A 24,672-nucleotide genomic window follows, 5' to 3' on the forward strand; every position below is an offset into this window, starting at 1 on the left:
GGGTGTCGGGGTCATGCCCCCGACACCCGCCCAGGGGTTACGGGACGTAGATGTAGAAGTACTGGTTGTCGCCGCCGTGGCAGTCCCACAGCCGCGCGGGGGCGCCGTTGTCCGTGCGCCAGTCAGCTATCTCCAGGCACTTCCGGTAGGCATACGTGCTGTCCATTTGGAAACCGTAATCACCGCGGAACATCTGGTTGAGGCCGTAGTGGCAGCCCCACTGGTTGGCGGTCGCACCGTTGTTGCGGCCCCAGCCGCCAATCTCCAGGCACTTACCGCTGTTGACGTTGATGTAGAAGAACGCGGTGGTGTCGTCCGAGAGGCCGTAGCGGTACCACTTCTGGTTGTCGCCGCCGTGGCAGTCCCACTGTCGGACGGCCGCACCGTCCACCTTGCTCCAGTCCGCCACCTCAAGACACTTCCCAGAGTGCTTCGCCTGGATCTGGACGGTGCCCAGATAGATGAAGGTCGAGGCCTGGGCCGGAGCGGCCGAGAGGCCGAAGACGAGCCCCAGGGAGGCGGCAAGAACAAGCAGCCCGTGCCTGGCACGGGTAAACGCGGTGAGTTTCATGGTCCTCTGCAATCAAGAAGGGAAATCCGGCGCCCGGCCGGAAACTGATGATCATGATCGCACAGGTTTTGGGTCAACAGGCCTCGTGAGCAGCTCACTTGTGCCATTGCATGAGCTGCAATCGCTCGGCTTGGCGGAACCGATTCCTCCGCCCCCGGCGCGCCCTCAAAGCGCCGGGCGCTGAGGTGAGGGCATCTCTAGGGCGTCTGATAGGGGGCGTCGTGAGAATCGCAGGGGCGGACGGCCGGGTAGCGCCGGTGCCGGATGCCCTCGCAGCCCCAGATGCGGCCACGACCACCTCACCCGGCGTCGAAACCATCCGCGGCATGGCCGGAACCGCCGTCATGGTTGGGGGCCAGCTCGAAAGGTGGCGCGCGCTCGGGTGCGGGGTGGCGGTCGTGTTCGTCCGCGCGGACGACGGCCAGGAAGGCGTGCGCGAGCATGGCCAGGGTGACCCGGCGGGACCAGGCGGGTAGCGGCGGACCTGGTGCTCGTCCAGGGCGGCCAGGCCCCTCCCGGACTGAAAGAACTCCTCCACCCGCCATCTCGATCCAGCAACGCGCACCAGGGGTGGTCAGCGGCACCGGTGCGGGCGAATGGCGGCGGTAGAAGGCGAGTTCGCCGGTGCTGCGGTTTCGGCGGATGAGTAACCCGCGACTCCCGGGCCGGGGGTCGACGAGGTCGATGACGGCCCAGCCGTAGAGGCGGGTGGCCCTTGGCTCCGGCCCCTGCGGACAGCTTCTACCAGGCTCGCTCGGGCACCCTATGGGGTGCTGCATGCCGTCCGGGGTCCTCTCTCCGGCCCACTCGGCGATGGTCCAGCAGTTCTTGCGCGGCAGGTCCGACAGCAGGACCAGTACCAACTGCCGGACAGGACGCCGTGGTTCGACCCGCGTTGAACCGGTCTGCGATCCGGCTCATCAGGCCCTCGAACGCCTCCTGTCAGCGGGCAGGGTCTACGCTGTGACCTGCGGCCACCGCGTGATCGTTTGTCTTCACACACCGGTGATCAACGGTGGCCGCACCTGTCTCCGCAGCGCGTCAGGGTCGCGCAGGTTCGCCTGCTGTCCCGTGTCAGGAGGACATGTGCAACGTGGCGAAGTCTGGTGGGTGGAGTTAGACGAGCGGCGACTGTTCGTACTGCTGTCGGCAGACGACGCGTCCGGGATCCGGGCGATGCAGGTCGTCGCGCCGGCGGGCGTCGACATCGGCGGGCTGGGCGTCGAAGTGCGAGTTGGTGCCATTGAAGGGCTGCCCATTGAAGGCGTGCTGCGGTTCGCGTTCACGCGTCCAGGCTTCACCCCTTGCACGTGGCTGACCACCGTGGCCCGGGACGACCTGATCGAGCGGGCAGGCGTCCTGCCCTCCGCGAAGCTCAGCGAGATTGAGGATGCCCTCCGTCTTGGCGGACAAACGAAGGAGTGGACCCCGGCGACAACCGCGAAGCTCAACGAGATAAGGGACGCTCTCCGTCTCGGCGTCCTCGGGTAGGCGGAGAAGGAACCGAAGCCCCCGAAGGCGTGGTCGATCTCGTCCAGACGATCGACGCTGGCCTGTCTCCTCGGCACCCCTCACCATCGAGATCACGGACTACGGCTGGAGTATCAGCGGCCGCGCTCGGACATACCAGGACCGCTGACTCCTTGGGGATCTTGATGATCTCCTGTTCCTGCCGCTCCAGTGCTGCCCTTCCTGCTGGGAGGGGATCGCGGTGGCGCCATCCAGGCCCAAGCGTGCGATGCGCGCCTCAACCGCTTCCCGTGCCGAGCTGCGGCGCTCTCCCGTTCCAGGGCCCCCGGCGGGATCTTCTTGACGGCCTTCGCCAGCATCGGCTTGACGGGTGGCATCACCGGCAGGTCCATGCGGCGATTCCAGGAAGGATTCACCGACCGTGCCCCGATATGCGGGGTATGGGTGGTCGGCCTAGGCTGGCCGCCATGGCAGGCAAGGCGGCAGCGGTGGAGCTAGAGGTCGGCGACCGGACCGTACGGGTGTCCAATCCGGACAAGGTGTACTTCCCGGAGCCCGGCTACACCAAGCTCGACATGGTCGGCTACTACCTGGCCGTCGGCGACGGCATCACCCGCGCGCTGCGCGACCGGCCCACCACCCTGGAGCGCTACCCCGACGGAGTGACGGGCGAGTCCTTCTTCCAGAAGCGCGCCCCCAAGTACCTGCCCGCCTGGATCCCGACGGCCCACATCACCTTCCCCAGCGGCCGGTCCGCCGACGAGATGTGCCCCACCGAGCCCGCCGCGGTGCTGTGGGCGGCCAATCTGGGCGCGGTCACCTTCCATCCCTGGCCGGTCCGGCGCGAGGACACCGACCACCCCGACGAGCTGCGCCTCGACCTCGACCCCCAGCCCGGCACCGACTACGCCGACGCCGTCCGCGCCGCCCACGAGCTGCGCGCGGTCCTCGACGAGCACGGGCTGCGCGGCTGGCCCAAGACCTCCGGCGGGCGCGGCCTGCACGTCTTCGTCCCGATCCTGCCCAACTGGACGTTCACGCAGGTCAGACGGGCCGCCATCGCCTGCGGCCGGGAGCTGGAGCGGCGGATGCCGGAGCGGGTCACCATCAGGTGGTGGAAGGAGGAGCGCGGCGAGCGGATCTTCCTCGACTACAACCAGACCGCCCGCGACCGCACCATCGCCTCCGCCTACTCCGTGCGCCCCCGCCCGCACGCCCCGGTCTCCGCGCCGCTGCGCTGGGAGGAGATCGACGACGCCGTCCCGCGCGACTTCGACATCCGCACGATGCCGGCACGGTACGCCGAACTCGGCGACGTGCACGCGGACATGGACGACGAACGGTTCAGCCTGGAGTCCCTGCTGGAGCTGGCGCGGCGGGACGAGGCCGAGCACGGCCTCGGCGACCTGCCCTATCCGCCGGAGTACCCGAAGATGCCGGGCGAGCCGAAGCGGGTGCAGCCGAGCCGGGCGAAGAAGGAGTAGCGGACGCTCACGCCTCCGGGGTCCGCCGCTCGCCGGGCGGGAGCAGCAGCACCTCCAGGGCCCGCGCGCAGCTCCGGGCCTGGGCCAGAAACCAGTCGAGCCGGGCGTCGGTGAGCACCGACGGCGCCGCCCGCACCGCGAGCGCGAACCGCGCGTGCCCGGCCCGGTCCAGGACCGGCACCGCGACCGTACGGATGCCGGGCCCCGTCCCGCCGCCGTCCAGGACGTAGCCCCGCTCCCGTACCCGTACCGACTCCTCGTCCGGTTCCGTGCCGCCCGGCCAGGCGAGCAGCACCCTGCCCGGGGCCGTGGAGCGCAGCGGCCGCCGCAGCCCCGCCCTCGGGGTGACCGGACCGCCCGCCACGATCACGGCGTACGGGCCGCTGCGCAGCGCCAGATCGACGTCGGCGCCGGTCCGCGCGGCCAGCTCGCCCAGCTCGGGCGCGGCCAGGTGCAGTCCGCGCTGGTGGTACGAGAGCCGGCCGAGCTCGGTCACGGCCGGACCGAGCCGGTAGCGGGCGGTGCGCGCGTCCTGCTCCAGGAAGCCGGCCGAGAGCAGCGTCCGGGCCAGGCGGTGCGCGGTGGACGTGGACAGGCCGAGCCGACGGGCGAGGTCCGAGGCGCTCAGGTCAGGCCCGTTGTCGTGGAAACAGTGCAGGACGTCGAGCGCCCGGCGGACGGCCTGGGCCCCCGCCGGCGCGGCCGTGGCGCGGGTCCCGGTGCCCGCTCCGGTGTCGACGTCGACTTCGGTGGTCATGCGCGTGGCTCCCCCTCGCTGATCGCCGCGGTCTCGGCGATCGGCCACCACGCTCCCATATGACGGGAGCCGGACAGGCCCGTAAGCGGGACCGGCAACACGACGTTCATGCGTTCCCGGGGAGGGGTGGAGGAGGACCGACGGTGGCCGAAACACCACGGTCGGTGCTCGGCGCGCCGCGTTGATCGGACGTTGATGGCGCGTTTAGGACGCTGCGACAGGCTGCCGCCATGCAGACCGACACGATGCCCTCCGCCCCGACGACCCTCGTGGCCCCCGACCTCTCCTGGCAGGAGAACGCGCTGTGCGCCCAGGCAGGGCCGGAGTTCTTCTTCCCGGCGCCCGGCTCCTCTACCCGCGAGGCGAAGCTGCTGTGCGGGGCCTGCGAGGGCCGGGTGGCGTGCCTGGAGTACGCGCTCGCGCACGACGAGCGGTTCGGGGTCTGGGGCGGCCTCTCCGAGAAGGAGCGGATCCGGCTCAAGCGCCGCCGCGGCTGACGGGCCCGGCCCGCGGGCCCGTCGCTCTGCGGGTCAGCCCGTCATCCGGGCCTGTCGCTCTGCGGGTCAGCCCCTCGTCAGGGCTCGCCGCTCTGCGTGCGGTCGGCCCGTCGTCCGGGCTCGCGCCTCTGCGGTTCGGCCCTTCGCCAGGGCTCGCCGCTTCGCGGTTCGGCCCGTCGTCCGGGCCCGTCGCTCTGCGTGCGGTCGGCCCGCCGCCTGGGGGCCGCTTTTCGCGTGCGGTCAGCCCGCCGCCCGGGCCGCCATCCGGGCCTTGCGCGCCGCGAGCCGCTCGTCGAACTTGCTCGCCTCGCTGTCCAGGCCGTTCATGTACAGCCCCAGCTCCTCCTGGGCCTGCAGGCCCTCCGGGCCGAGCCCGTCGATCTGGAGGACCTTGAGGAAGCGCAGCACCGGCTGGAGCACGTCGTCGTGGTGGATGCGCAGGTTGTAGATCTCGCCGATCGCCATCTGGGCCGCCGCGCGCTCGAAGCCGGGCATGCCGTGGCCGGGCATCCGGAAGTTGACGACGACGTCCCGCACGGCCTGCATCGTGAGGTCGGGGGCGATCTCGAAGGCCGCGCCCAGCAGGTTGCGGTAGAAGATCATGTGCAGGTTCTCGTCGAGCGCGATGCGGGCGAGCATGCGGTCACAGACCGGGTCGCCGGACTGGTGTCCGGTGTTGCGGTGCGAGATGCGGGTGGCGAGCTCCTGGAAGGCGACGTACGCGACCGAGTGAAGCATCGAGTGCCGGTTGTCCGACTCGAACCCCTCGCTCATGTGTGCCATGCGGAAACGTTCCAGCTCGTCCGGGTCGACCGCGCGCGAGGCCAGCAGGTAGTCGCGCATCACGATGCCGTGGCGGCCCTCCTCGGCGGTCCAGCGGTGCACCCAGGTGCCCCAGGCGCCGTCGCGGCCGAAGAGGCTGGCGATCTCGTGGTGGTAGCTGGGCAGGTTGTCCTCGGTGAGCAGGTTCACCACGAGCGCGACCCGGCCGATGTCGGTGACCTTGGACTGGGAGCGGTCCCACGCCTCGCCGTCCTCGAAGAACCCCGGGAAGTTCCGGGCGTCCGACCACGGCACGTACTCGTGCGGCATCCAGTCCTTGGTGACCTTCAGGTGCCGGTTGAGCTCCTTCTCGACGACCTCCTCCAGGGCGTACAGGAGTCGTGCGTCGGTCCACCCGGCGGAACTGGAGAGGTGGGGGGAGGTGAGCGTCACGGGAACTCCTGGGGACGGAGAAGGGCATACGGAACTACCTACGTCTACGTAGGTTACGAGACCGTAGGTTAAGGGCCGGATAAGGGGGTGGCCAAGCCCATCCCGCTGGGAGAGACCTGGCTCACCCCCTGTCACCCCCCGGTTGACCTGCTGTGACGACTCTGGGTCCCGTGCGTCAGTTCACCGTTGACGCCTCCTCCGTCGTCTCCGACGTCGTCTCCTCCGCCGCCTCCTCCGCCGTCTCGGCCCTCGTCCCGTCGGTCGTGAAGTCCCCCGTCCGTACCGCCTCGGCCGTCGTCGGCCGCAGCTCCCCGTCCAGCCGCACCCAGCGGGTGATGCCGAGCGACTCCAGGAACGGCACGTCGTGGCTCGCCACGACCAGCGCGCCCTCGAACGCGTCGAGCGCGGCCGTCAGGCTCCGTACCGAGGCCATGTCCAGGTTGTTGGTCGGCTCGTCGAGCATCAGCAGCTGCGGAGCCGGCTCGGCGAGCAGCAGCGCGGCGAGCGTCGCCCGGAACCGCTCACCGCCCGACAGCGTCCCCGCCGGCCGGTCGGCCCGGGCGCCCCGGAACAGGAACCGGGCGAGGCGCGCCCGGATCTCGTTGGCCGTCGCCGCCGGCGCGAACCGCGCCACGTTCTGCACCACGCTCAGCTCGTCGTCGAGGACGTCGAGCCGCTGCGGCAGGAAGCGCAGCGGAACCCGCACCGACGCCTCGCCCGCCACCGGGGCCAGTTCGCCCGCGATCGTCCGCAGCAGCGTCGTCTTGCCGGCCCCGTTCCGGCCGACCAGCGCCACCCGCTCCGGACCCCGCAGCTCGAACTCCCCGTCGACCCGCGCCCCGTAGGGCAGCTCCAGGTCACGGAGGAGCAGCACGCCCCGCCCCGGATGGACCACCGTGCGCGGGAGCTCGATGCGGATCTCGTCGTCGTCCCGCACCGCCTCCACCGCCGCGTCGAGCCGCGACCGCGCGTCGGCCAGCCGGTCGACGTGCAGCGCGCGGTGCTTGGCCGAGGACACCTCGGCGGCGGCCTTGCGGTTGTTGGCCACGATCTTCGGCACGACCTTGTTCTCGTAGCTCTTCTGCCCGTAGCGCTTGCGCCGGGCCAACTTCACCTGGGCGTCGACGAGTTCGCGCTTCTGGCGCTGTACGTCGGCCTCGGCGACCCGCACCATCCGCTCGGCGGCCTCCTGTTCGGCCGCGAGCGCCTCCTGGTAGTCCGACCAGGCGCCGCCGTACCAGGCGACCTCGCCGTCCCGCAGATCGGCGATCTGGTCGACCCGCTCCAGGAGTTCGCGGTCGTGGCTGACCACGACGAGCACTCCGGACCAGGCGTCCACCGCCTCGTACAGCCGTCGCCGCGCGACCAGGTCGAGGTTGTTCGTCGGTTCGTCGAGCAGCAGCACGTCCGGCCGGGCGAGCAGCAGCGCGGCGAGCCGCAGCAGCACGGACTCGCCGCCGGAGATCTCGCCGATCGTGCGGTCCAGGCCGATGTGCCCGAGCCCGAGCTGGTCGAGCACGGCGAGCGCCCGCTCCTCCACGTCCCAGTCGTCGCCGACGGCCGCGAAGTGCTCCTCCGAGGCGTCGCCGGACTCGATGGCGTGCAGCGCCGCCCGCGTCGCCTCGATGCCGAGGACCCGGTCGACCGGCAGGCCGGTGCGCAGCACCAGGTTCTGCGGGAGATGGCCGAGTTCACCGGCGACGCGGACCGAGCCCTCGGCCGGGGTGAGCTCGCCGGCGATCAGCTTGAGCAGGGTCGACTTCCCGGAGCCGTTCAGGCCGACCAGACCGGTCCGGCCGGGGCCGACGGCCAGCCGGAAGTCGTCGAACACGGCGGTGCCGTCCGGCCAGGAGAAGGACAGGTTCGTGCAGGTGATGAAAGTGGGGCGAGTCGCCATAAGGGGCCTCCCGGTTGCGAAGCGTGGAACAGGGCAACGCGTGAGACACCGGGACGCGGGCGGCAATCCTGAAGCGGAGCGGCCGAGGGGATCAACCCGGGGCGGCTGCGGATCGGAGCGGCGCTCGTACGCCGAGGTCGAGGACGGCACACGCGGCGGCGGGGCGGCACGCGCGGCACGGTGTCTCGAACCTCAGACGAGCAACGGCCTTCTCCGATCGGGCGACAACAGGGCCACGGAGAACGTTACGGAGCGGGGGACGGGGGCCGCAAACGATTTTGGGCGAGACCCGCTCCAGGGCCTTCAGGGGGCTCTGGGGTTTCGAGGCTGCGGGGCTTCGGGGGCTCCAGGGGCTCCGGGGCTCCAGGGGCCGCGGGGACTACGCGGACTACGGGTGCTCTTCGAGCAGCTGCGCCAGGTTCCCGTCCCAGTCCAGGTACTGGTGCTCACGGCCGCGCGGCACCAGATGCTGCGAGCGCTCCAGGAAACTGCGCAGCTCGGAGGTCCGGACGTGCACCATGGCCACGCCCTCGGGCGCGTGGAACTCGACCACCGTGCGGTCGTACCCGTACGGCCGCAGCCGCACGTCCCCGACGCCCGCCGGGCCCTCGACGCCCTCCGCGAGCAGCTCGCGCGCGAAGGCCCAGGACACCTCGACGCCCTCCAGGGTGGCCGGGGGCGGGAACGCCATGCTCACGGCGTACGGGTCCTCGCGGTCGTACCGAAGGGTGGCGGCGACCGACTCCATGCGGGGCGCGGACGCCACCAGACGGGCCTGCACGGCCTGTTCGATCACGGTGGGCATGGGGGCGTCCTCCTGTCGCGCGGCTGCGTTCTCCTGCGTCTCCCTGACACAGGGAGAGACGAACCGCGGGGCCGGTTCGTGCACCGGAGGGGTACGTGAGCTGTGTCACCGCGCGGCGCCGGAGCCCGTCGAGGCTGGTCAGCGGGGGCGCGAACGCCGAGCAGCGGCGGTCGAATCCCGGTCGGCGCGGGTCGAACCCGGTTCAGCGGGTCTCGGCCCGGTCGAAGTCTCCGCCCGCGCAGGGCCCCGAGTGGTCGCAGTACGGCTGGTTGCCGGAGGACCCGCAGCCGCACAGCACCGCCCGCGTCTCGTGCCGCTCGCCCGCCTCCCTCCGTACGAGGAGGTCGCCGCGCATCACGAGCCGGCCGTCGGGCATCCGGAGCACGGTGGTGGGCACGTCCCCGGTCTCGTCCGGCTCGGTGGAGGACTCGGCCGGACGGTACTGGAGCGCGCCGGACGGGCAGCGCCGGATCACCTCGGCGACCAGTGCGGGGTCGGCCTGGTCGGGCCGCACCCAGGGGCGCTGCTCGAGGTCGAAGACGCCCGGCAGGCCACGGACGCATTCGGCGGCGTGCAGACAGCGGCGCGGCTCGAAGGTGACGGTGATGCCCTCGCCGTTGTACTCCTTGAGCTTCGGCTTCTCACCCGGGACGGGCTCGGTCGTGCGGTCCGTCATGGGAACAGCCTAGGAAGGGCGGGGCCGGTACGCACTCTGGACGGGATCACCCTCGTGGGCTAGCTTCCGGCGCCATGACGTCCATGGGGAAGACGAGACGAGTGATGTCCGCGGGAGTGGCCGCGGGACTGGTGGGGGCGGCGCTCGCCATGACCCTGACCGGCCCGGCCGCCGCGCACGAGCGGACGCCGGGGGAGCAGACGCGGGCGAAGGGGACGCCGGGGGAGTGGCGGCTGACCGAGACCGGGACGGACGCGCGCTTCCGGGGCCTGGCCGCGGTGAACCGGTCGGTCGCCTGGGCCGCCGGGTCCAAGGGGACGGTGCTGCGGACCACCGACGGCGGGAAGAGCTGGCGAAACGTCTCTCCGGCCGGGGCCGGCGAGCTGGAGTTCCGCGACGTGGAGGCGTTCGACGCCCGGCGGGCCGTGGTCCTCGCGATCGGAGAGGGCGAGGCGTCGCGGGTCTTCCGGACGGAGGACGGCGGGAAGACCTGGACGGAGTCCTTCCGCAACACCGACCCGCGGGCCTTCTACGACTGCATGACCTTCTTCGACCGGCGGCACGGGCTCGCGATGAGCGACCCGGTGGACGGCAGGTACCGCATCCTGTCCACGCGGGACGGCGGCCGCTCCTGGCAGGTCCTGCCGAGCGACGGCATGCCGGCCGCGCAGCCCGGCGAGGCCGGCTTCGCGGCGAGCGGCCAGTGCCTGGTGTCGGCCGGGCCGCGCGACGTGTGGCTGGCGACGGGCGGCGGGGCGACCGGGAGGGTGCTGCACTCGGCGGACCGGGGGCTGACCTGGACCGCGACCGAGACCACGGTCCCGGCGGGCGAGGGCGCCAAGGGCGTCTTCGGCCTCGCCTTCCGTGACCGCCGGCACGGCATCGCGGTCGGCGGCGACTACCGCAAGGACCAGCCCTCGCCCCGGGCCGCCGCCGTCACCGGCGACGCCGGCCGCACCTGGACCGCGTCCGCCACCCCGCCGCCCGCCTACCGCTCGGGCGTCGCCTGGCTCCCGCACACCAGGTCCGCCGCCCTGGCCGTCGGCCCCACCGGCACCGACCTCACGACGGACGGCGGCCGCACCTGGCGCACGGTGGACCCCGGCTCGTACGACACGGTCACCTGCACCGCCGACGGCGCCTGCTGGGCCTCCGGCGAGAAGGGCCGTGTCGCCCGGATGGATCTGGGCTGAGGCGTCAGGCGGGCAACTCGTCCCGGAACGCCGCGAGTCCGTCCACGGTCTTCGTCCCGTAGAACTCCACGATCCGGTACGCGCACACCCCCGCCACGACGAACGGGTCGGTCGCCACGATCCCCTCGATCTCCGCGCGACCGACCCCGCCGGCCAGGATCACGCCGCCCTCCCGGGGCTCCTTCCGGCCTGACGCCAGGAACACCCCGGCGGCGTACTGCGCGTTCAGCCACTCGACGTGCGCCGGGAGCAGGGCGTCGACTCGGTCGAGGGGCGCGGTGTAGGACAACTCCAGTACGAACATGAGTGCCAGGCTATCGGCGGGCGTCCGCCGCGTCCGGCATAGGGTCCCCACCATGACGATCATCGAGATTCCCGACGGGTGGCCCACCGACGAGGACACGGCCCTTGCCGTGCAGGAGGAGCTGCGGCAGCGGCTCGTCCTGGACGAGGAGGGGCCCCGGGTCGGTGAGGGGAACGTGACCGGGGTCGACGTCGCGTACGACGACGAGCGGGATCTCGTCGCCGCCGCGGCCGTCGTGCTCGACGGGCGGACCCTGGAGGTCGTGGAGGAGGCGACGGCCGTGGGTCGGGTGTCGTTTCCTTATGTGCCGGGGCTGTTGGCGTTCCGGGAGATTCCCACGGTGCTGGCCGCGCTCGGGCGGCTCGGCGCCGATCCGGGGCTGCTCGTGTGCGACGGGTACGGGGTCGCGCATCCGCGGCGCTTCGGGCTCGCGAGCCACCTCGGGGTGCTCACCGGGCTGCCGTCGACCGGGGTCGCCAAGAACCCGTTCACCTTCACGTACGGACAACCCGGGCCGGAGCGAGGCGAGTTCAGCGAGCTCGTCGCCGAGGGCGAGACCGTCGGGCGGGCCCTGCGCACCCGGGCCGGCGTCAAGCCGGTCTTCGTGTCCGTCGGGCACCGGGTGTCCCTCGACCGGGCCTGCGCGCACACCCTGCACCTGAGTCCCCGCTTCCGCCTGCCGGAGACCACCCGGCACGCGGACGCGCTCTGCCGCCGGGCGCTCGCCGAGGCACTCGCGGCGGAATGAGCGCGCGGGCCGGGTGACGTCCGGGACGGCGGGGAAGGCCGGGAAAGCTGAGACGGCTGGGACGGCTGAGTACCCGTACGGATACCGAGCCGTTACCAAGGAGCGGCAAAGTGGGGGCATGACATCCCCCGGCACCACTAGTCCCACCCCGATCGGCACCCTGCAGTGTGTCGTCCTGGACTGCCCCGACGTCTGGGAACTGGCCAGCTTCTACCAGCGGTTGCTGGGCGGCGAGATCAACCGCCCCGATCCCCGGTGGGCCGTCGGCGACGCCTGGGCCACTCTGCACGACGCGTCCGGAGCCGCTCCGGTGATCGCCTTCCAGGGCGTGGCCGACCACCGGCCGGCGGTGTGGGGTGCGCCCGAGCAGCAGTTCCACATCGACGTGCGCGTCGACGACCTGGACGCCGCGCACGAGGCGGTGCTCGCGCTCGGCGCCTGGCGGCTCGACGAGGCGGCCGGGGAGGACCGGCCCTGGCGGATCTACGCCGACCCGGCCGGTCACCCCTTCTGCCTGATGAGGTCCTGAGCAGGCCCTGATCGAGCCTTGAGCAGGCCCTGATCGATCCCTGAGCAAGTCCTGATCGAGCCCTGAGCAAGCACTGAGCAAGTCCTGAGCGAGACCCTGATCAAGGGTGCGATCAGGGTCTGATCCGCACGGCGCGACGCGGCGCTCAGCCCGAGTGCGCCACCCGGAACCGCAGCCCCGCCGCCCGCAGCCGGTCGAGCAGCGCGTCGCCCATCGCGACCGCCGTCGTGACCTGTCCGGCGGTCGGCGGCAGCGCGTCGAAGGCGAGGCACAGCGCCGACTCGGCGAGCATCTTCGCCGTCTCGTCGTAGCCCGGGTCGCCGCCCGACACCTCCGTGAACACCCGCCGTCCGCCGCCCTCCCCCACGAACCGGACGGAGAACCAGCTGCGCGCCCGCCGCTCCGCGTCCGGGCCGCGGCCCGGCTCGTAACGCTCCATCAGCCAGCGCCGCACCAAGGGGAGTTGGGCCGCGAGCACGCCCGTCCCGACGGTCGCCGAGCCGCCGATCGCCATCGGCAGGGTCTTCACGGAGGCGTAGTGGCGGTAGCGGAAGTCCGGGCCGTAGCGTTCCAGGGCCCGCGCCGAACGCGCCACCACCTGCGGGTCGAGCGTCGGCAGCGGCAGCGCCCAGGTGCCGGTCTCGCGGCTGAACCGCGGCCCGCCGAGCGGTGAGCGGGCCCGCCGGGTCACCAACCGCGGTTCGTGCAGGCGTCGTTCGTGTGCGGCGCGCAGGATCTCCCGGCCGCGCCCGAAGGCGGTGAGCGCCGAGGCGAAGGTGCCGCCCGAGAAGATCGCGCCGGCCCGGACGAAGCCGTCGACGCGCAGCGGCACCCCCTCCGGCAGCTGCTTCACGGTGAAGTACACGCCCAGGTCGTGCGGGACCGAGTCGAAGCCGCAGGCGTGCACGAGCCGGGCGCCGGTCTCGCGGGCGCGGGCGTCGTACCGTACGTACATGCGGTCGACGAACTCCGCTTCCCCGGTCAGGTCCAGGTAGTCGGTGCCGGCCTCCGCGCACGCGGCGACCAACTCCTCCCCGTACCAGACATAGGGGCCGACCGTGCTGGCCACCACCCGCGCGGACCCGGCGAGCCCGCGCAGCGAGGCCGGGTCGGTGGAGTCCGCGACGAGCAGCGGCAGTTCCGCGCAGCGCGGCCAACGCCTGGCGAGCCGGTCGCGGAGCGCGGCCAGCTTGTCGCGGCTGCGGCCCGCGAGGGCCCAGCGGCAGTCCGCCGGGGCGTGCTCGGCCAGATACTCCGCGGTGAGCTCGCCCACGAATCCGGTCGCCCCGAAGAGCACCACGTCGTACGGCCGTACAGCCGCCCCTGTCTCCATTGCGCCCCAGCCCCTCCGCCTTCGTCCGCGCCGTCCCCCGGCGCGGATGCCGTCGGCGGACTCTAGCGGACGGCGCCTTCTGGTGGACCGGACGGTACTCCCGGGTAATTTCCAAGCGCTTGCTCGGCCCGGGGGCTTGTGCCGAGTGGAACACGTTCCTAGCATCCTCGGTGTTACATCATCACTGTCACACACGCTTCACGCTCGCTGCCACACCCGCCGCGCACCCCTGGGGGCCCGATGACGACACCTGGCCGGTCCCGCACCGGACCGCTCTCCGGCGTCCGCGTGGTCGAACTCGCCGGCATCGGACCCGGCCCCTTCGCCGCCATGCTGCTCGCCGACCTCGGCGCCGACGTCGTGCGCGTCGACCGCCCCGGCGGCCCGGGCCTCGGCATCGACCCCGCGTACGACCTCACCAACCGCAACAAGCGCTCGGTCCTCGTCGACCTCAAGGCCGACGGCGGCCCGGACACCGTGCTCGACCTCGTCGCCCGCGCCGACATCCTCGTCGAGGGCTACCGCCCCGGCGTCGCCGAGCGCCTCGGCGTCGGCCCCGACGCCTGCCTCGCCCGCAACCCGAGGCTCGTCTACGGCCGGATGACCGGCTGGGGCCAGGACGGACCGCTCGCCCCCACCGCCGGCCACGACATCGGCTACATCGCGATCACCGGCACCCTCGGCATGATCGGCCCCGACCCCGACGGCCCGCCCAGCATCCCCGCCAACCTGGTCGGCGACTACGCGGGCGGCTCCCTCTACCTCGTCATCGGCGTCCTCGCCGCCCTCCAGCACGCCCGTACGCACGGCGAGGGCCAGGTCGTCGACGCCGCCATCGTCGACGGCACCGCCCACCTCACCAGCATGATCCACGGCATGCTCGCCGCCGGCGGCTGGCAGGACCGGCGCGGGGTCAACCTGCTCGACGGCGGCTGCCCCTTCTACGGCACGTACGAGACCTCCGACGGCGGGTACATGGCGGTCGGCGCCCTGGAGCAGCAGTTCTACGACGAGTTCGTTCGCCTCCTCGGCATCGAGGACGTCGCCCCGGCGCGCCGCGACCCCGCCCGCTGGGGCGAGCTGCGCGCGGCCGTCGCCGACCGCTTCCGCACCCGTATGAGAGACGAGTGGACGGCCGTCTTCGAGGGCACCGACGCCTGTGTGGCCCCCGTGCTCTCGCTGCGCGAGGCGCCCGCCCATCCGCACCTGGCCGCCCGCGGCACCTTCGTCGAACACGCCGGACTCGTCCAGCCGGCGCCCGCGCCCCGCTTCTCCGCCACCCCCGGCGCGGTCCGCACCGGCCCCGCCCTGCCGGGCGCCGACACCGACGAGGTCGCCCGCGACTGGGCCGTACCCGCCCTCCGTTCCGACGCCCAGCACCCCGCCGACAAGGAGCAGCAGGCATGAAGCGCCGGCTCTACACCGCCGACCACGAGGCCTTCCGCGAGACCGTCCGCACCTTCCTCGCCAAGGAGGTGCTGCCCCACTACGAGCAGTGGGAGAAGGACGGCATCGTCTCCCGCGAGGTCTGGCGCGCCGCCGGCCGGCAGGGGCTGCTCGGCCTCGCCGTCGACGAGGTGTACGGCGGCGGCGGGAACCCCGACTTCCGTTACAGCGCCGTACTCGCCGAGGAGTTCACCCGGGCCGGCACGCCCGGCCTCGCCATCGGCCTGCACAACGACATCATCGGCCCCTACCTCACCTCGCTCGCCACCGAGGAGCAGAAGCGGCGCTGGCTGCCCGGCTTCTGCAGCGGCGAGATCGTCACGGCCATCGCCATGACCGAGCCGGGCGCCGGCTCCGACCTCCAGGGCATCCGCACCACCGCCGAGGACCACGGCGACCACTGGATCCTCAACGGCTCCAAGACCTTCATCTCCAACGGCATCCTCGCCGACCTCGTCATCGTCGTCGCCAAGACGACCCCGGAGGGCGGCGCCCACGGGCTCTCCCTCCTCGTCGTCGAGCGCGGCATGGACGGCTTCGAGCGCGGCCGCAACCTCGACAAGATCGGCCAGAAGTCCCAGGACACCGCCGAGCTGTTCTTCAACGACGTCCGCGTCCCCAAGGAGAACCTGCTCGGCGAGCTCGACGGCGCCTTCGTCCACCTGATGACCAACCTGGCGCAGGAACGGCTCGCCATCGCCGTCGCCGCGATCGCGGGCGCCGAACACCTGCTCGAACTGACGACGACGTACGTGAAGGAGCGCGAGGCCTTCGGCCGGCCGCTCGCCCGGCTCCAGCACGTCCGCTTCGAGATCGCCGAGATGGCCACCGAGTGCGCCGTCACCCGCAGCTTCCTCGACCGCTGCATCGAGGAGCACGCCGACCCGGACGGGCCGGGGCTCGACGCCGTGCACGCCTCCATGGCCAAGTGGTGGTCCACCGAGCTGCAGAAGCGGGTCGCCGACCGCTGCCTGCAACTGCACGGAGGATACGGCTACATGAGCGAATTCCCGGTCGCCAGGGCCTTCACCGACGGCCGGATCCAGACCATCTACGGCGGGACGACCGAGATCATGAAGGAGATCATCGGCCGCTCCCTGCTCGGCTGACCCGGCACCCAGACCCGCACCCCGACAGACTCGCCCGAAAGGCAACACCGTGACCACCGAAGCGTACGTCTACGACGCGATCCGCACCCCGCGCGGCCGCGGCAAGGCCAACGGGGCCCTGCACGGCACCAAGCCCATCGACCTGGTCGTCGGCCTCATCCACGAGATCCGCGCCCGGTTCCCCGGACTCGACCCGGCCGCCATCGACGACATCGTCCTCGGCGTCGTCGGCCCCGTCGGCGACCAGGGCTCCGACATCGCCCGGATCGCCGCCATCGCCGCGGGCCTGCCCGACACCGTCGCCGGCGTCCAGGAGAACCGCTTCTGCGCCTCCGGCCTCGAAGCCGTCAACCTCGCCGCCATGAAGGTCCGCTCCGGCTGGGAGGACCTCGTCCTCGCCGGCGGCGTCGAGTCCATGTCCCGGGTGCCGATGGCCTCCGACGGCGGCGCCTGGTTCGCCGACCCGATGACCAACATCGCCACCAACTTCGTCCCCCAGGGCATCGGCGCCGACCTCATCGCCACCATCGAGGGCTTCAGCCGCCGCGACGTCGACGAGTACGCCGCCCTCTCCCAGGAGCGCGCCGCCGCGGCCGTCAAGGACGGGCGCTTCGACCGCTCCCTCGTCCCCGTCAAGGACCGGGCCGGCCTCACCGTCCTCGACCACGACGAGCACCTGCGCCCCGGCACCACCGCCGACTCGCTCGCCCGCCTCAAGCCGTCCTTCGCCGACATCGGCGAGCTCGGCGGCTTCGACGCCGTGGCGCTGCAGAAGTACCACTGGGTCGAGGAGATCGACCACGTCCACCACGCCGGCAACTCCTCCGGCATCGTCGACGGCGCCTCGCTCGTCGCCATCGGCTCCAAGGAGGTCGGCGAGCGGTACGGGCTCACGCCCCGCGCCCGTATCGTCGCCGCCGCGGTCTCCGGCTCCGAGCCCACCATCATGCTCACCGGCCCCGCCCCGGCCACCCGCAAGGCGCTCGCCAAGGCCGGCCTCACCATCGACGACATCGACCTCATCGAGATCAACGAGGCGTTCGCCGCCGTCGTCCTGCGCTTCGTCAAGGACATGGGCATCTCCCTGGACAAGGTCAACGTCAACGGCGGCGCCATCGCGCTCGGTCACCCGCTCGGCGCCACCGGCGCGATGATCCTCGGCACCCTCGTCGACGAGCTGGAGCGCCAGGACAAGCGCTACGGCCTCGCCACCCTCTGCGTCGGCGGCGGCATGGGCATCGCCACCATCGTCGAGCGCGTCTGAGCGCCGGTCCGAACCCCTTCTAACGGACTTCTTACGGAGAAGCAGCAGCCATGAGCGAGAGCACCACCATCCGCTGGGAGCAGGACGAGACCGGCGTCGTCACCCTCGTCCTCGACGACCCCAACCAGTCCGCGAACACCATGAACCAGGCCTTCCGGGCCTCCATCAAGGCGATCGCCGACCGCGCCGCGGCCGAGAAGGACTCCATCCGCGGCATCATCTACACCTCCGCGAAGAAGACCTTCTTCGCCGGCGGCGACCTCAAGGACATGATCAAGGCCGGCCCCGAGGACGCCCAGGCGATCTTCGACACCGCCATCGAGATCAAGGACGCGCTGCGCCGCATCGAGACCCTCGGCAAGCCCGTCGTCGCCGCCATCAACGGCGCCGCCCTCGGCGGCGGCTACGAGATCGCGCTCGCCTCCCATCACCGCGTCGCCCTCGACGCCCCCGGCTCCAAGATCGGCCTGCCCGAGGTCACCCTGGGCCTGCTCCCGGGCGGTGGCGGCGTCGCCCGCACCGTACGCCTCATGGGCATCACCGACGCGCTCCTCAAGGTGCTGCTCCAGGGCACCCAGTACAACCCGAAGCGCGCCCTCGACAACGGCCTCGTGCACGAGCTGGCCGCCACCCCGGGGGAGATGCTCGCGAAGGCCCGCGCCTTCATCGACGCCCACCCCGAGTCGGCGCAGCCCTGGGACGTGCCCGGCTACCGCATCCCCGGCGGCACGCCGGCCAACCCGAAGTTCGCCGCCAACCTGCCGGCCTTCCCCGCCAACCTGCGCAAGCAGCTGAACGGCGCCCCCTACCCGGCCCCCCGCAACATCATGGCCGCGGCCGTCGAGGGCTCCCAGGTCGACTTCGAGACCGCCCTCACCATCGAGAGCCGGTACTTCACCGAGCTGGTCATCGGCCAGACCGCGAAGAACATGATCCAGGCGTTCTTCTTCGACCTCCAGGCCGTCAACTCCGGTGCCAGCCGCCCCAAGGGCGTCGAGCCCCGCAAGGTCACCAAGGTCGCCGTGCTCGGCGCCGGCATGATGGGCGCCGGCATCGCGTACTCCTGCGCCCGCGCCGGCATCGAGGTCGTCCTCAAGGACGTCTCCACCGAGGCCGCCGCCAAGGGCAAGGCGTACTCCGAGAAGCTGTGCGCCAAGGCCGTCGCCAAGGGCCGCACCACCCAGGAGAAGGCCGACGCGCTGCTCGCCCTCATCACCCCGACCGGTGACGTCGCCGACCTGGCCGGCTGCGACGCCGTCATCGAGGCGGTCTTCGAGGACACCACGCTCAAGCACAAGGTGTTCCAGGAGATCCAGCACGTCGTCGCGCCCGACGCGCTGCTCTGCTCCAACACCTCCACCCTCCCCATCACCGTCCTCGCCGAGGGCGTCGAGCGCCAGGCCGACTTCATCGGCCTGCACTTCTTCTCGCCCGTCGACAAGATGCCGCTCGTCGAGATCATCAAGGGCGAGCGGACCGGCGACGAGGCGCTGGCCCGCGCCTTCGACCTGGTGCGCCAGATCAACAAGACGCCGATCGTCGTCAACGACTCGCGCGGCTTCTTCACCTCCCGGGTGATCGGCCACTTCATCAACGAGGGCGTCGCCATGGTCGGCGAGGGCGCCGAGCCCGCCTCCGTCGAGCAGGCCGCCGCCCAGGCCGGCTACCCGGCGAAGGTGCTCTCCCTGATGGACGAGCTCACCCTCACCCTGCCGCGCAAGATCCGCAACGAGACGCGGAAGGCGGTTGAGGAGGCCGGCGGCACCTGGGTCAGCCACCCGGGCGAGCTCGTCATCGACCGCATGGTCGACGAGTTCGGCCGCCCGGGACGCAGCGGTGGCGCGGGCTTCTACGAGTACGGCGAGGACGGCAGGCGCGGCAGGCTGTGGCCGGGCCTGCGCGAGCACTTCACCAAGCCCGAGGTGGACATCCCCTTCCGCGACATGCAGGAGCGGATGCTCTTCGCCGAGGCCCTCGACACCGTCCGGCTGATCGAGGAGGGCGTCCTCACCTCGGTCGCCGACGCCAACATCGGCTCCATCCTGGGCATCGGCTTCCCGGCCTGGACCGGTGGCGTGCTCCAGTACGTCAACGGTTACGAGGGCGGCGTCGCCGGCTTCGTCGAGCGGGCGCGCGAGCTGGCGGCGACGTACGGCGAGCGCTTCACGCCGCCGGCGCTGCTCGTGGAGAAGGCCGAGCGCGGCGAGGTCTTCACGGACGCGCGGTAGGGGACGGACTCGTCCGGAAGGCGGTGCGGAGCTCCTCGCTGAGGGACCGCTGGAAGGCCGTCACGAGGGCCTGGATCACCATCGGCTGCATGTGCGCCGAGAGCGACTTCATCGCGGTCAGGTGGTCCGGGTCCGCGCCGCTCTCCCGGTACGGGCTCCACACCTGCTCGCGGAACAGCCGGGCCAGCTCCTGCGCGGCGGCCCGCGCGTGCTCCAGGAGCACGGTGCGGGAGGCGAGGATCGTCTCGTGCTCGATCGGTACGTCGAGCAGCTCGACGCCGAGCCGGAGCAGCGCCCCGTCGAGCCGGAAGGCGTCGGGGTCGGCGGTGCGGTCGAGCACGCCCATCGCCGCCAGCCGGTCCACGTCCCGGTCCGCGAGCGGGCGCCCGGCCCGGCGCTCCAGCTCCTGCCGCGTGATCTCCTCGGCGGACTCGGGCGCCCAGGACGCCACGAGCGCCCGGTGGATCGCCAGGTCCTGCGCACTCAGGTCCGGCGGCAGCTGCTCCAGGTACCGCTCGATCGCCGCGAGCGTCATCCCCTGCCGCTGCAGCTCCTCGATCAACGCGAGCCGCGACAGGTGCTCGGGCCCGTACCGCCCGACCCGCCGCGGCCCGATCACGGGCGGCGGCAGCAACCCCCGCGTCCCGTAGAACCGCACGGTCCGCACGGTGACGCCGGCCCGCGCGGCCAGCTCGTCCACGGTGTACACGGGGGCGGTGTGCACGGGCGCGGTGGGGGTCTGCTCCATGGTGCAACAGTATTGCTGTCTCACTGATGGTGTAAAAGACCCTGGGGCGGAGGAGCGGCCTCACGGGCGGCCTGGGAGACGTCGTCCACCCCGCCTACGCCCTGCTGAGGGCGATCGACCAGCGCGAACTCGCTTTCTATGCTCCTGCGATGACGTCATACGAAGGTACGCACCCCACCGTCCTCGTCCGGGTGGGCAACCGCCACGCTCACATCGATGAACAGCTCGCACCCACGATCCAGGCGATCTGGGAGTGCGGCTTCGACACCTTCACCTGCTGCCAGGACCTCGCGGAGAGCAACGCCACCTGGCCGGAGAAGCTGCCGCACATGGCCGAGTGGGTCGAGTCCCGACGTGGCTGGATGCTCATCGACTTCCCGGTCGACAGCGGACTCGCCTTCCTCTCGGCCGTAGCGAACGCCGGCCAGCGGAACGCGTTCTACGTGCGGATGACGCATTGGGCAGCGCCCGGCGCGTGGGACGTGAAGATCAAGCCGATGGACGCGGCGATATTCAAAGACGAACTCCCGTCCCGGTTCGAGCTCCGACTGCTCCAGGTCAGCTTCCCGGCCTCCGACCTGCCGGAACTGACCCAGCGCCTCCACGACCACATCGCCGGCCGCTCCGTTCCGCCCGCCCCCGCCGACTGGAGCACGGTCGGCCGCTAGCAGGCGGCGCCGCGCCCCTCCGGTCGGGCCGTGTTCGGCCGGGCGGGCCAACCAGGGCACTCCGTCACAGCGGCCCTGCGGGGGTTCTGCGCGACTGGCGGCTTCGCGGGACGCCCCGGCGGGGCTGCCCCGGGCTGCTCGACGAGCTGTGCCAGGGTGGCGGTGAGGACGTCGAGCCGCCCGTACGTCCCTGGTCTCGGGAGCGCTGCCATGACGATCAAGCATCCGCTCTTCGCCCGCTGCTACGCGCGGTATGCCGGACCGGCCCTGGCGAAGGCGGGCATGGACGAGCACCGCGGCCGGCTCCTGGCGGGCCTGACCGGCGAGGTCGTGGAGGTGGGCGCGGGCAACGGCCTGAACTTCCCCCACTACCCGCGCGAGGTCACCCGCCTCGTCGCCGTCGAGCCCGAACCGACCCTGCGCGCGCTGGCCGAGCAGGCCGCCGCCCGCGCCCCCGTCCCCATCACGACAGTGGCCGCCCGCGCCGAACAGCTGCCCTTCTCCGACGGCTCCTTCGACGCGGCCGTCGTCTGCCTCGTCCTCTGCTCGGTGGCCGACCCCCGCGCGGCCCTCGCCGAACTCCACCGAGTCCTCCGCCCCGGCGGCCGGCTCCGCTTCCTCGAACACGTCCGTTCCTCGTCGCCCGCGCTGCGCCGCGTGCAACGCGCCCTCGACGCCACGGTCTGGCCCCGCCTGGCCGGTGGCTGCCACACCGCCCGCGACACCGAGTCCGCCCTCATCGGGGCGGGCTTCACCGTGACCGCCATCGACCGCTTCGACTTCCCGCCGAGCCGCCTCCCGCTGCCGGCCGCCCCGCACATCCTCGGCACGGCCGTGCGCGGCGGCGGAGGGGCATTGTCAGAGGGGGCTTCTACGGTGGACCCATGAGCGTGATCGAGTACGTACAGGGGGACGCCACCGCGCCGCGGGGGAAGGGCGTCAAGATCGTGGCGCATGTGTGCAACGACCTCGGGGGCTGGGGGAAGGGCTTCGTCGTCGCCGTGTCGCGGCGGTGGGCGGAGCCCGAGGCGGCGTACCGGCGGTGGCACCGGGAGCGGGCCCGGAACGACTTCGGGCTCGGGGCGGCGCAGTTCGTCCAGGTGGAGCGATATGTGTGGGTGGCGAACCTGGTGGGCCAGCGGGGGATACGGACGGGGCGCAGCAGCGGGGTCCCGGTGCGGTACGAGGCGATCGACGCGGCGCTCGGCCGGCTGGCCGAGAAGGCGGTGGAGCTCGGGGCGTCCGTGCACATGCCGCGGATCGGGTGCGGGCTCGCGGGTGGGAAGTGGGAGCGGGTCGAGCCGTTGATAGCGGAGCGGCTGGTGGCGCGGGGGATATCGGTCACCGTGTACGACCTCGGGGGCCAGGGCGGGTCGGGCGGGCGCTAGAGTCTTGCGCCTGTTCGGAACAGGGGCATGACAGGGGAGGGTTATGCAGACGCAGCTCAGGGAGACGGCCACCGAGTTGGCCGCCGTGCTGTGGCGGGAGCACACCGTGTACCGCGAACGCGGGGGCGGGGTGGTGATCCGGGGCGAGCACGTGCGGCGCTGGATCAGCCTGGCGCCGACGGGTGGGAAGGACCAGGCGCTGGTCCGGGCCGGGCGAATACTCGACGGCGGGACGACCGCGCCCGCCCGACTGGAGGTCGTCGTGGACCTGACGGCAGGGACAGCCGAGCTGGCCGCGGTCTGCCGCCGGCTGCTCGCCGAGGTCGCCGCCGACGCGGCGCCGTCCGCCGCCGGCGCCACCCGGACCGGCCGTACCGCCCGGCCCGCGCGCCCGCGCAAGCGGAGGCACACCGGCTTCGGCTCGTGGGTGGTGCTGGTGTGCGTCGCGGGGGTCGTCGCCCTCTGGGCGTACACCGCCTTCGGCGGCGCGCGCTAGCCCGCGGCCGTACGCGCGCGGCGGCGCCGGAAGCCCCTCGGGCCCCGGCGCCGCCGCCCGGCAGCCGGCGGGGTCAGCCCGCCGCGTACGCCGTCACCGGGTAGTGGTCGGACAGGTTGGTGTACGTGTAGTCCGTGCCCCAGCTGGAGACCGTCCAGGGCGCGGTCGTCTCCGGCACCACGTTGTTCGTCCAGCCCGCCGGGCGCGGGTGGCCGGCCCGGTACAGGACGTAGTCGAGGTCCTCGCGCGGGTCCGTCGGGTAGCGGTAGTTGGCGATCGAGTTCGTCTGCGTGTCGAAGGAGTACGGGTGGCCGGTGCGGGCGTCCGCGCCGACCAGGTCCGCGTCGGCGAGCATCGTGCCGTACTCGGAGGACCGCGAGTCCACGTTCATGTCACCCGCGACGATGACCTCCTCGTTCGCCGGGATGTTCTTGGCGTCGAGGAAGGCGTCGATCGTCTTGAACTGCCGGCTGCGCATCTGCGCCGCCTCGCCCGCCGAGCAGCCCGGGTCGGTGGACTGGGCGTGCGTGCCGACGACGTGCACCTTGGTGCCGTTGACGTCGAGGACGGCGTAGACGAAGCCCTTGTTCGAGTACCAGTCGGCGCCGCAGGCGTCCTTGTAGATGTACTGCTCCTTGCGGACCACCGGCCACTTGCTCAGCAGCGTCACGCCGCCGTCCTCCGGCGTCATCGAGGAGTACGAGCCGCCCGTGGCGTCCCAGCCCGACTTGGACCGGCCGACGACCGGGGTCTGGTACGGGTACTCGGCGGCCGCCTTCGACTTCAGGGCGTCGGACGCGGTGTTGTCGAACGCCTCCTGGAGCACGACCACGTCGTTGCCGTGGAAGAAGGACGTCGTGGGGATCGTCGCGGCCCGGTAGCCCTGTCCCCAGTTCGGGTACAGGTTCGTCGACATCAGGAAGGTGTTGTAGGTGAGCACCTTCAGGCTCGGGGTCGCGGCGGCGGCCGGGTCGGCGGCGGTGGCGGCCGAGGCGGTGGTCGCGGTCGCGGTCAGCGTGACGGCGGCGAGCGCGACGGAGAGGGCTGCGCCGGAGGTACGGCGAAGCGCGGCGATCGGCACTGATAACTCCCGTTGGATGGTGGGGGGTTGAACCGGCGCCGCACATCAAATCAGCCGTGGTTACCTTCCGGTAGCCGTTGGATGCCGCGAATCTTGCGCCGTTCGCACAAACGCGCCAACTCTCTGGCCGCTGTCTGAATTGTGATGTTTGCGATTAGGTAAGATGCGCGCATGACCCTCGCGCAGAACTCGCAGATCTTCCCCACGGACCTGGGCCCCCTGAACCCGGTCTGGGCCGAGCTCATCCTCGGCGCCGTCCTCTTCGGCCTGACCTTCCTGATCCTGGCCAAGGGGGTTCTCCCGAAGATCAGCCGCACGCTCGAGCAGCGTGAGGACGCCATCGACGGCGGCACCGAGCGCGCCGACGACCTGCGCGCCGAGGCCGTCGCCATCCGCGAGCAGTACGAGGCCGAGCTCGCCGAGGCGCGCCACGACGCCGCCCGCATCCGCTCGCAGGCCACCGAGGAGGGCTCCGCGGCCATCGCCGCCGCCCGCGCCGAGGGTGTCGCCGAGCGCGACCGCATCCTGGCCGCCGGCCACGAGCAGATCGCCGTCGAGCGCGAGGCCGCCGAGCGCGAGCTCTCCGCCGACGTCGACGCCTGGGCCCGCTCCCTGGCCGGCCGCATCGTCGGCGAGCCGGTCGGCGCCGAGCGCGCCTGACGCATCCCGCGCATCCGTACGGGGCCGCGGGGGGGGGGCCCCCCCCCCCGGCCCCGGGCCCGCCGCCCGTCTGTTGCCACCCGCCGTTCCGGCGCCCCCGCCCGC

General features: G+C 72.2%; 25 protein-coding genes and 1 pseudogene. 15 read left to right on the forward strand and 11 right to left on the reverse strand.

Annotation, left to right across the window (positions count from 1 at the left end; genetic code table 11):
* Positions 1-37: 37 nt before the first annotated feature.
* Both ACWEV0_RS17200 and ACWEV0_RS17205 read right to left on the reverse strand, forming a co-directional pair.
* Positions 38-571 (reverse strand): RICIN domain-containing protein, encoded by a 534-nt coding sequence (locus ACWEV0_RS17200; protein ID WP_453150112.1) that lies wholly within the window; start codon positions 569-571, stop codon positions 38-40.
* Between the two features lie 365 nt (positions 572-936).
* Positions 937-1,336, reverse strand: a pseudogene (locus ACWEV0_RS17205) (IS701 family transposase); the annotation flags it as partial.
* 321 nt (positions 1,337-1,657) lie between these two features.
* Between ACWEV0_RS17205 and ACWEV0_RS17210 the strand changes: the two are divergent.
* Together ACWEV0_RS17210 and ligD are read left to right on the forward strand one after the other, a co-directional pair.
* On the forward strand, positions 1,658-2,062 hold the full coding sequence (locus ACWEV0_RS17210; RefSeq protein ID WP_453150113.1) for a type II toxin-antitoxin system PemK/MazF family toxin: 405 nt from the start codon (positions 1,658-1,660) through the stop codon (positions 2,060-2,062).
* Between the two features lie 446 nt (positions 2,063-2,508).
* Positions 2,509-3,525, forward strand: a complete 1,017-nt coding sequence (gene ligD, locus ACWEV0_RS17215; RefSeq protein WP_453150114.1) for a non-homologous end-joining DNA ligase — start codon at positions 2,509-2,511, stop codon at positions 3,523-3,525.
* A 7-nt stretch (positions 3,526-3,532) separates the two neighbouring features.
* On the opposite strand, the gene ACWEV0_RS17220 is transcribed toward ligD, so the two are convergent.
* On the reverse strand, positions 3,533-4,282 hold the full coding sequence (locus ACWEV0_RS17220) for an IclR family transcriptional regulator (protein ID WP_453150115.1): 750 nt from the start codon (positions 4,280-4,282) through the stop codon (positions 3,533-3,535).
* A 230-nt stretch (positions 4,283-4,512) separates the two neighbouring features.
* On the opposite strand from ACWEV0_RS17220, the gene ACWEV0_RS17225 reads away from it, so the two are divergent.
* Positions 4,513-4,779, forward strand: a complete 267-nt coding sequence (locus ACWEV0_RS17225) for a WhiB family transcriptional regulator (RefSeq protein WP_453150116.1) — start codon at positions 4,513-4,515, stop codon at positions 4,777-4,779.
* Between the two features lie 240 nt (positions 4,780-5,019).
* Here ACWEV0_RS17225 and ACWEV0_RS17230 read toward each other — a convergent pair whose 3' ends face one another.
* The 4 genes from ACWEV0_RS17230 to ACWEV0_RS17245 form a co-directional block, all read right to left on the reverse strand.
* A complete protein-coding gene (locus ACWEV0_RS17230; protein WP_453150117.1) occupies positions 5,020-5,994 on the reverse strand; it encodes an acyl-ACP desaturase in 975 nt (324 codons plus the stop codon).
* Positions 5,995-6,169: 175 nt separating this feature from the next.
* Entirely contained in the window at positions 6,170-7,891 is a 1,722-nt protein-coding gene (locus tag ACWEV0_RS17235; RefSeq protein ID WP_453150118.1) for an ABC-F family ATP-binding cassette domain-containing protein, read from the reverse strand.
* Positions 7,892-8,279: 388 nt separating this feature from the next.
* Positions 8,280-8,696 (reverse strand): SsgA family sporulation/cell division regulator, encoded by a 417-nt coding sequence (locus ACWEV0_RS17240; protein ID WP_453150119.1) that lies wholly within the window; start codon positions 8,694-8,696, stop codon positions 8,280-8,282.
* Positions 8,697-8,898: 202 nt separating this feature from the next.
* Complete coding sequence (locus tag ACWEV0_RS17245; protein ID WP_453150120.1) at positions 8,899-9,372, reverse strand: (4Fe-4S)-binding protein; 474 nt, start codon at positions 9,370-9,372, stop codon at positions 8,899-8,901.
* Between the two features lie 74 nt (positions 9,373-9,446).
* Here ACWEV0_RS17245 and ACWEV0_RS17250 point away from each other — a divergent pair, with 74 nt between their 5' ends.
* Positions 9,447-10,565, forward strand: a complete 1,119-nt coding sequence (locus ACWEV0_RS17250) for a WD40/YVTN/BNR-like repeat-containing protein (RefSeq protein WP_453150121.1) — start codon at positions 9,447-9,449, stop codon at positions 10,563-10,565.
* Positions 10,566-10,569: 4 nt separating this feature from the next.
* Here ACWEV0_RS17250 and ACWEV0_RS17255 read toward each other — a convergent pair whose 3' ends face one another.
* On the reverse strand, positions 10,570-10,869 hold the full coding sequence (locus ACWEV0_RS17255; RefSeq protein ID WP_453150122.1) for a YciI family protein: 300 nt from the start codon (positions 10,867-10,869) through the stop codon (positions 10,570-10,572).
* 52 nt (positions 10,870-10,921) lie between these two features.
* Between ACWEV0_RS17255 and ACWEV0_RS17260 the strand changes: the two genes are divergently transcribed.
* Together ACWEV0_RS17260 and ACWEV0_RS17265 are read left to right on the forward strand one after the other, a co-directional pair.
* Positions 10,922-11,617 carry an endonuclease V gene (locus tag ACWEV0_RS17260; RefSeq protein WP_453150123.1) on the forward strand — a complete coding sequence of 232 codons (696 nt, stop codon included), beginning with the start codon at positions 10,922-10,924 and terminating at the stop codon, positions 11,615-11,617.
* A gap of 118 nt (positions 11,618-11,735) precedes the next feature.
* Complete coding sequence (locus ACWEV0_RS17265; protein ID WP_453150124.1) at positions 11,736-12,146, forward strand: VOC family protein; 411 nt, start codon at positions 11,736-11,738, stop codon at positions 12,144-12,146.
* Positions 12,147-12,291: 145 nt separating this feature from the next.
* On the opposite strand, the gene ACWEV0_RS17270 is transcribed toward ACWEV0_RS17265, so the two are convergent.
* A complete protein-coding gene (locus ACWEV0_RS17270) occupies positions 12,292-13,479 on the reverse strand; it encodes a saccharopine dehydrogenase family protein (protein ID WP_453150125.1) in 1,188 nt (395 codons plus the stop codon).
* A gap of 240 nt (positions 13,480-13,719) precedes the next feature.
* Here ACWEV0_RS17270 and ACWEV0_RS17275 point away from each other — a divergent pair, with 240 nt between their 5' ends.
* The 4 genes from ACWEV0_RS17275 to ACWEV0_RS17290 are packed head-to-tail and all read left to right on the forward strand — an operon-like array spanning position 13,720 to position 19,526.
* Positions 13,720-14,886 (forward strand): CaiB/BaiF CoA transferase family protein, encoded by a 1,167-nt coding sequence (locus ACWEV0_RS17275; RefSeq protein WP_453150126.1) that lies wholly within the window; start codon positions 13,720-13,722, stop codon positions 14,884-14,886.
* Positions 14,883-16,034, forward strand: coding sequence for an acyl-CoA dehydrogenase family protein (locus ACWEV0_RS17280; protein WP_453150127.1), 1,152 nt, complete (start codon positions 14,883-14,885; stop codon positions 16,032-16,034). Before ACWEV0_RS17275 ends, ACWEV0_RS17280 begins: the two co-directional genes overlap by 4 nt.
* Positions 16,035-16,083: 49 nt before the next feature.
* A complete protein-coding gene (locus tag ACWEV0_RS17285; RefSeq protein ID WP_453150128.1) occupies positions 16,084-17,298 on the forward strand; it encodes an acetyl-CoA C-acetyltransferase in 1,215 nt (404 codons plus the stop codon).
* A 50-nt stretch (positions 17,299-17,348) separates the two neighbouring features.
* Entirely contained in the window at positions 17,349-19,526 is a 2,178-nt protein-coding gene (locus ACWEV0_RS17290; RefSeq protein ID WP_453150129.1) for a 3-hydroxyacyl-CoA dehydrogenase NAD-binding domain-containing protein, read from the forward strand.
* On the opposite strand, the gene ACWEV0_RS17295 is transcribed toward ACWEV0_RS17290, so the two are convergent.
* Positions 19,510-20,274: a MerR family transcriptional regulator gene (locus tag ACWEV0_RS17295; protein WP_453150130.1), complete on the reverse strand. Its 765-nt coding sequence runs from the start codon at positions 20,272-20,274 to the stop codon at positions 19,510-19,512. The two genes, ACWEV0_RS17290 and ACWEV0_RS17295, sit on opposite strands and share 17 nt — an antisense overlap.
* A 149-nt stretch (positions 20,275-20,423) precedes the next feature.
* On the opposite strand from ACWEV0_RS17295, the gene ACWEV0_RS17300 reads away from it, so the two are divergent.
* The 4 genes from ACWEV0_RS17300 to ACWEV0_RS17315 all read left to right on the forward strand — a co-directional run bounded on the left by ACWEV0_RS17300 (position 20,424) and on the right by ACWEV0_RS17315 (position 22,826).
* On the forward strand, positions 20,424-20,942 hold the full coding sequence (locus tag ACWEV0_RS17300) for a hypothetical protein (RefSeq protein ID WP_453150131.1): 519 nt from the start codon (positions 20,424-20,426) through the stop codon (positions 20,940-20,942).
* Between the two features lie 210 nt (positions 20,943-21,152).
* On the forward strand, positions 21,153-21,830 hold the full coding sequence (locus tag ACWEV0_RS17305; RefSeq protein ID WP_453150132.1) for a class I SAM-dependent methyltransferase: 678 nt from the start codon (positions 21,153-21,155) through the stop codon (positions 21,828-21,830).
* Positions 21,827-22,330, forward strand: coding sequence for a macro domain-containing protein (locus ACWEV0_RS17310; protein ID WP_453150133.1), 504 nt, complete (start codon positions 21,827-21,829; stop codon positions 22,328-22,330). Before ACWEV0_RS17305 ends, ACWEV0_RS17310 begins: the two co-directional genes overlap by 4 nt.
* 43 nt (positions 22,331-22,373) lie before the next feature.
* The gene (locus ACWEV0_RS17315; RefSeq protein WP_453150134.1) at positions 22,374-22,826 is read left to right on the forward strand and encodes a hypothetical protein; all 453 of its coding nucleotides are present in this window, start codon (positions 22,374-22,376) and stop codon (positions 22,824-22,826) included.
* A gap of 73 nt (positions 22,827-22,899) precedes the next feature.
* Here the strand turns inward: ACWEV0_RS17315 and sph are convergent, their stop codons facing one another.
* Positions 22,900-23,907: a sphingomyelin phosphodiesterase gene (gene sph / locus ACWEV0_RS17320; protein WP_453150135.1), complete on the reverse strand. Its 1,008-nt coding sequence runs from the start codon at positions 23,905-23,907 to the stop codon at positions 22,900-22,902.
* Positions 23,908-24,078: 171 nt separating this feature from the next.
* On the opposite strand from sph, the gene ACWEV0_RS17325 reads away from it, so the two are divergent.
* Positions 24,079-24,567 carry a F0F1 ATP synthase subunit B family protein gene (locus ACWEV0_RS17325; protein WP_453150136.1) on the forward strand — a complete coding sequence of 163 codons (489 nt, stop codon included), beginning with the start codon at positions 24,079-24,081 and terminating at the stop codon, positions 24,565-24,567.
* Positions 24,568-24,672: the final 105 nt, after the last annotated feature.

The organism is Streptomyces sp. NPDC003943, from assembly GCF_053605265.1.

What these genes read in the sequence shown, in the direction of transcription:
- ACWEV0_RS17200 (WP_453150112.1), bottom strand. Translation starts at nt 571, where the DNA reads ATGAAACTCACCGCGTTTACCCGTGCCAGGCACGGGCTGCTTGTTCTT.
- ligD (WP_453150114.1), top strand. Translation starts at nt 2,509, where the DNA reads ATGGCAGGCAAGGCGGCAGCGGTGGAGCTAGAGGTCGGCGACCGGACC.
- ACWEV0_RS17220 (WP_453150115.1), bottom strand. Translation starts at nt 4,282, where the DNA reads ATGACCACCGAAGTCGACGTCGACACCGGAGCGGGCACCGGGACCCGC.
- ACWEV0_RS17225 (WP_453150116.1), top strand. Translation starts at nt 4,513, where the DNA reads ATGCAGACCGACACGATGCCCTCCGCCCCGACGACCCTCGTGGCCCCC.
- ACWEV0_RS17235 (WP_453150118.1), bottom strand. Translation starts at nt 7,891, where the DNA reads ATGGCGACTCGCCCCACTTTCATCACCTGCACGAACCTGTCCTTCTCC.
- ACWEV0_RS17240 (WP_453150119.1), bottom strand. Translation starts at nt 8,696, where the DNA reads ATGCCCACCGTGATCGAACAGGCCGTGCAGGCCCGTCTGGTGGCGTCC.
- ACWEV0_RS17245 (WP_453150120.1), bottom strand. Translation starts at nt 9,372, where the DNA reads ATGACGGACCGCACGACCGAGCCCGTCCCGGGTGAGAAGCCGAAGCTC.
- ACWEV0_RS17250 (WP_453150121.1), top strand. Translation starts at nt 9,447, where the DNA reads ATGACGTCCATGGGGAAGACGAGACGAGTGATGTCCGCGGGAGTGGCC.
- ACWEV0_RS17255 (WP_453150122.1), bottom strand. Translation starts at nt 10,869, where the DNA reads ATGTTCGTACTGGAGTTGTCCTACACCGCGCCCCTCGACCGAGTCGAC.
- ACWEV0_RS17260 (WP_453150123.1), top strand. Translation starts at nt 10,922, where the DNA reads ATGACGATCATCGAGATTCCCGACGGGTGGCCCACCGACGAGGACACG.
- ACWEV0_RS17265 (WP_453150124.1), top strand. Translation starts at nt 11,736, where the DNA reads ATGACATCCCCCGGCACCACTAGTCCCACCCCGATCGGCACCCTGCAG.
- ACWEV0_RS17270 (WP_453150125.1), bottom strand. Translation starts at nt 13,479, where the DNA reads ATGGAGACAGGGGCGGCTGTACGGCCGTACGACGTGGTGCTCTTCGGG.
- ACWEV0_RS17275 (WP_453150126.1), top strand. Translation starts at nt 13,720, where the DNA reads ATGACGACACCTGGCCGGTCCCGCACCGGACCGCTCTCCGGCGTCCGC.
- ACWEV0_RS17280 (WP_453150127.1), top strand. Translation starts at nt 14,883, where the DNA reads ATGAAGCGCCGGCTCTACACCGCCGACCACGAGGCCTTCCGCGAGACC.
- ACWEV0_RS17290 (WP_453150129.1), top strand. Translation starts at nt 17,349, where the DNA reads ATGAGCGAGAGCACCACCATCCGCTGGGAGCAGGACGAGACCGGCGTC.
- ACWEV0_RS17295 (WP_453150130.1), bottom strand. Translation starts at nt 20,274, where the DNA reads ATGGAGCAGACCCCCACCGCGCCCGTGCACACCGCCCCCGTGTACACC.
- ACWEV0_RS17300 (WP_453150131.1), top strand. Translation starts at nt 20,424, where the DNA reads ATGACGTCATACGAAGGTACGCACCCCACCGTCCTCGTCCGGGTGGGC.
- ACWEV0_RS17305 (WP_453150132.1), top strand. Translation starts at nt 21,153, where the DNA reads ATGACGATCAAGCATCCGCTCTTCGCCCGCTGCTACGCGCGGTATGCC.
- ACWEV0_RS17310 (WP_453150133.1), top strand. Translation starts at nt 21,827, where the DNA reads ATGAGCGTGATCGAGTACGTACAGGGGGACGCCACCGCGCCGCGGGGG.
- ACWEV0_RS17315 (WP_453150134.1), top strand. Translation starts at nt 22,374, where the DNA reads ATGCAGACGCAGCTCAGGGAGACGGCCACCGAGTTGGCCGCCGTGCTG.
- ACWEV0_RS17325 (WP_453150136.1), top strand. Translation starts at nt 24,079, where the DNA reads ATGACCCTCGCGCAGAACTCGCAGATCTTCCCCACGGACCTGGGCCCC.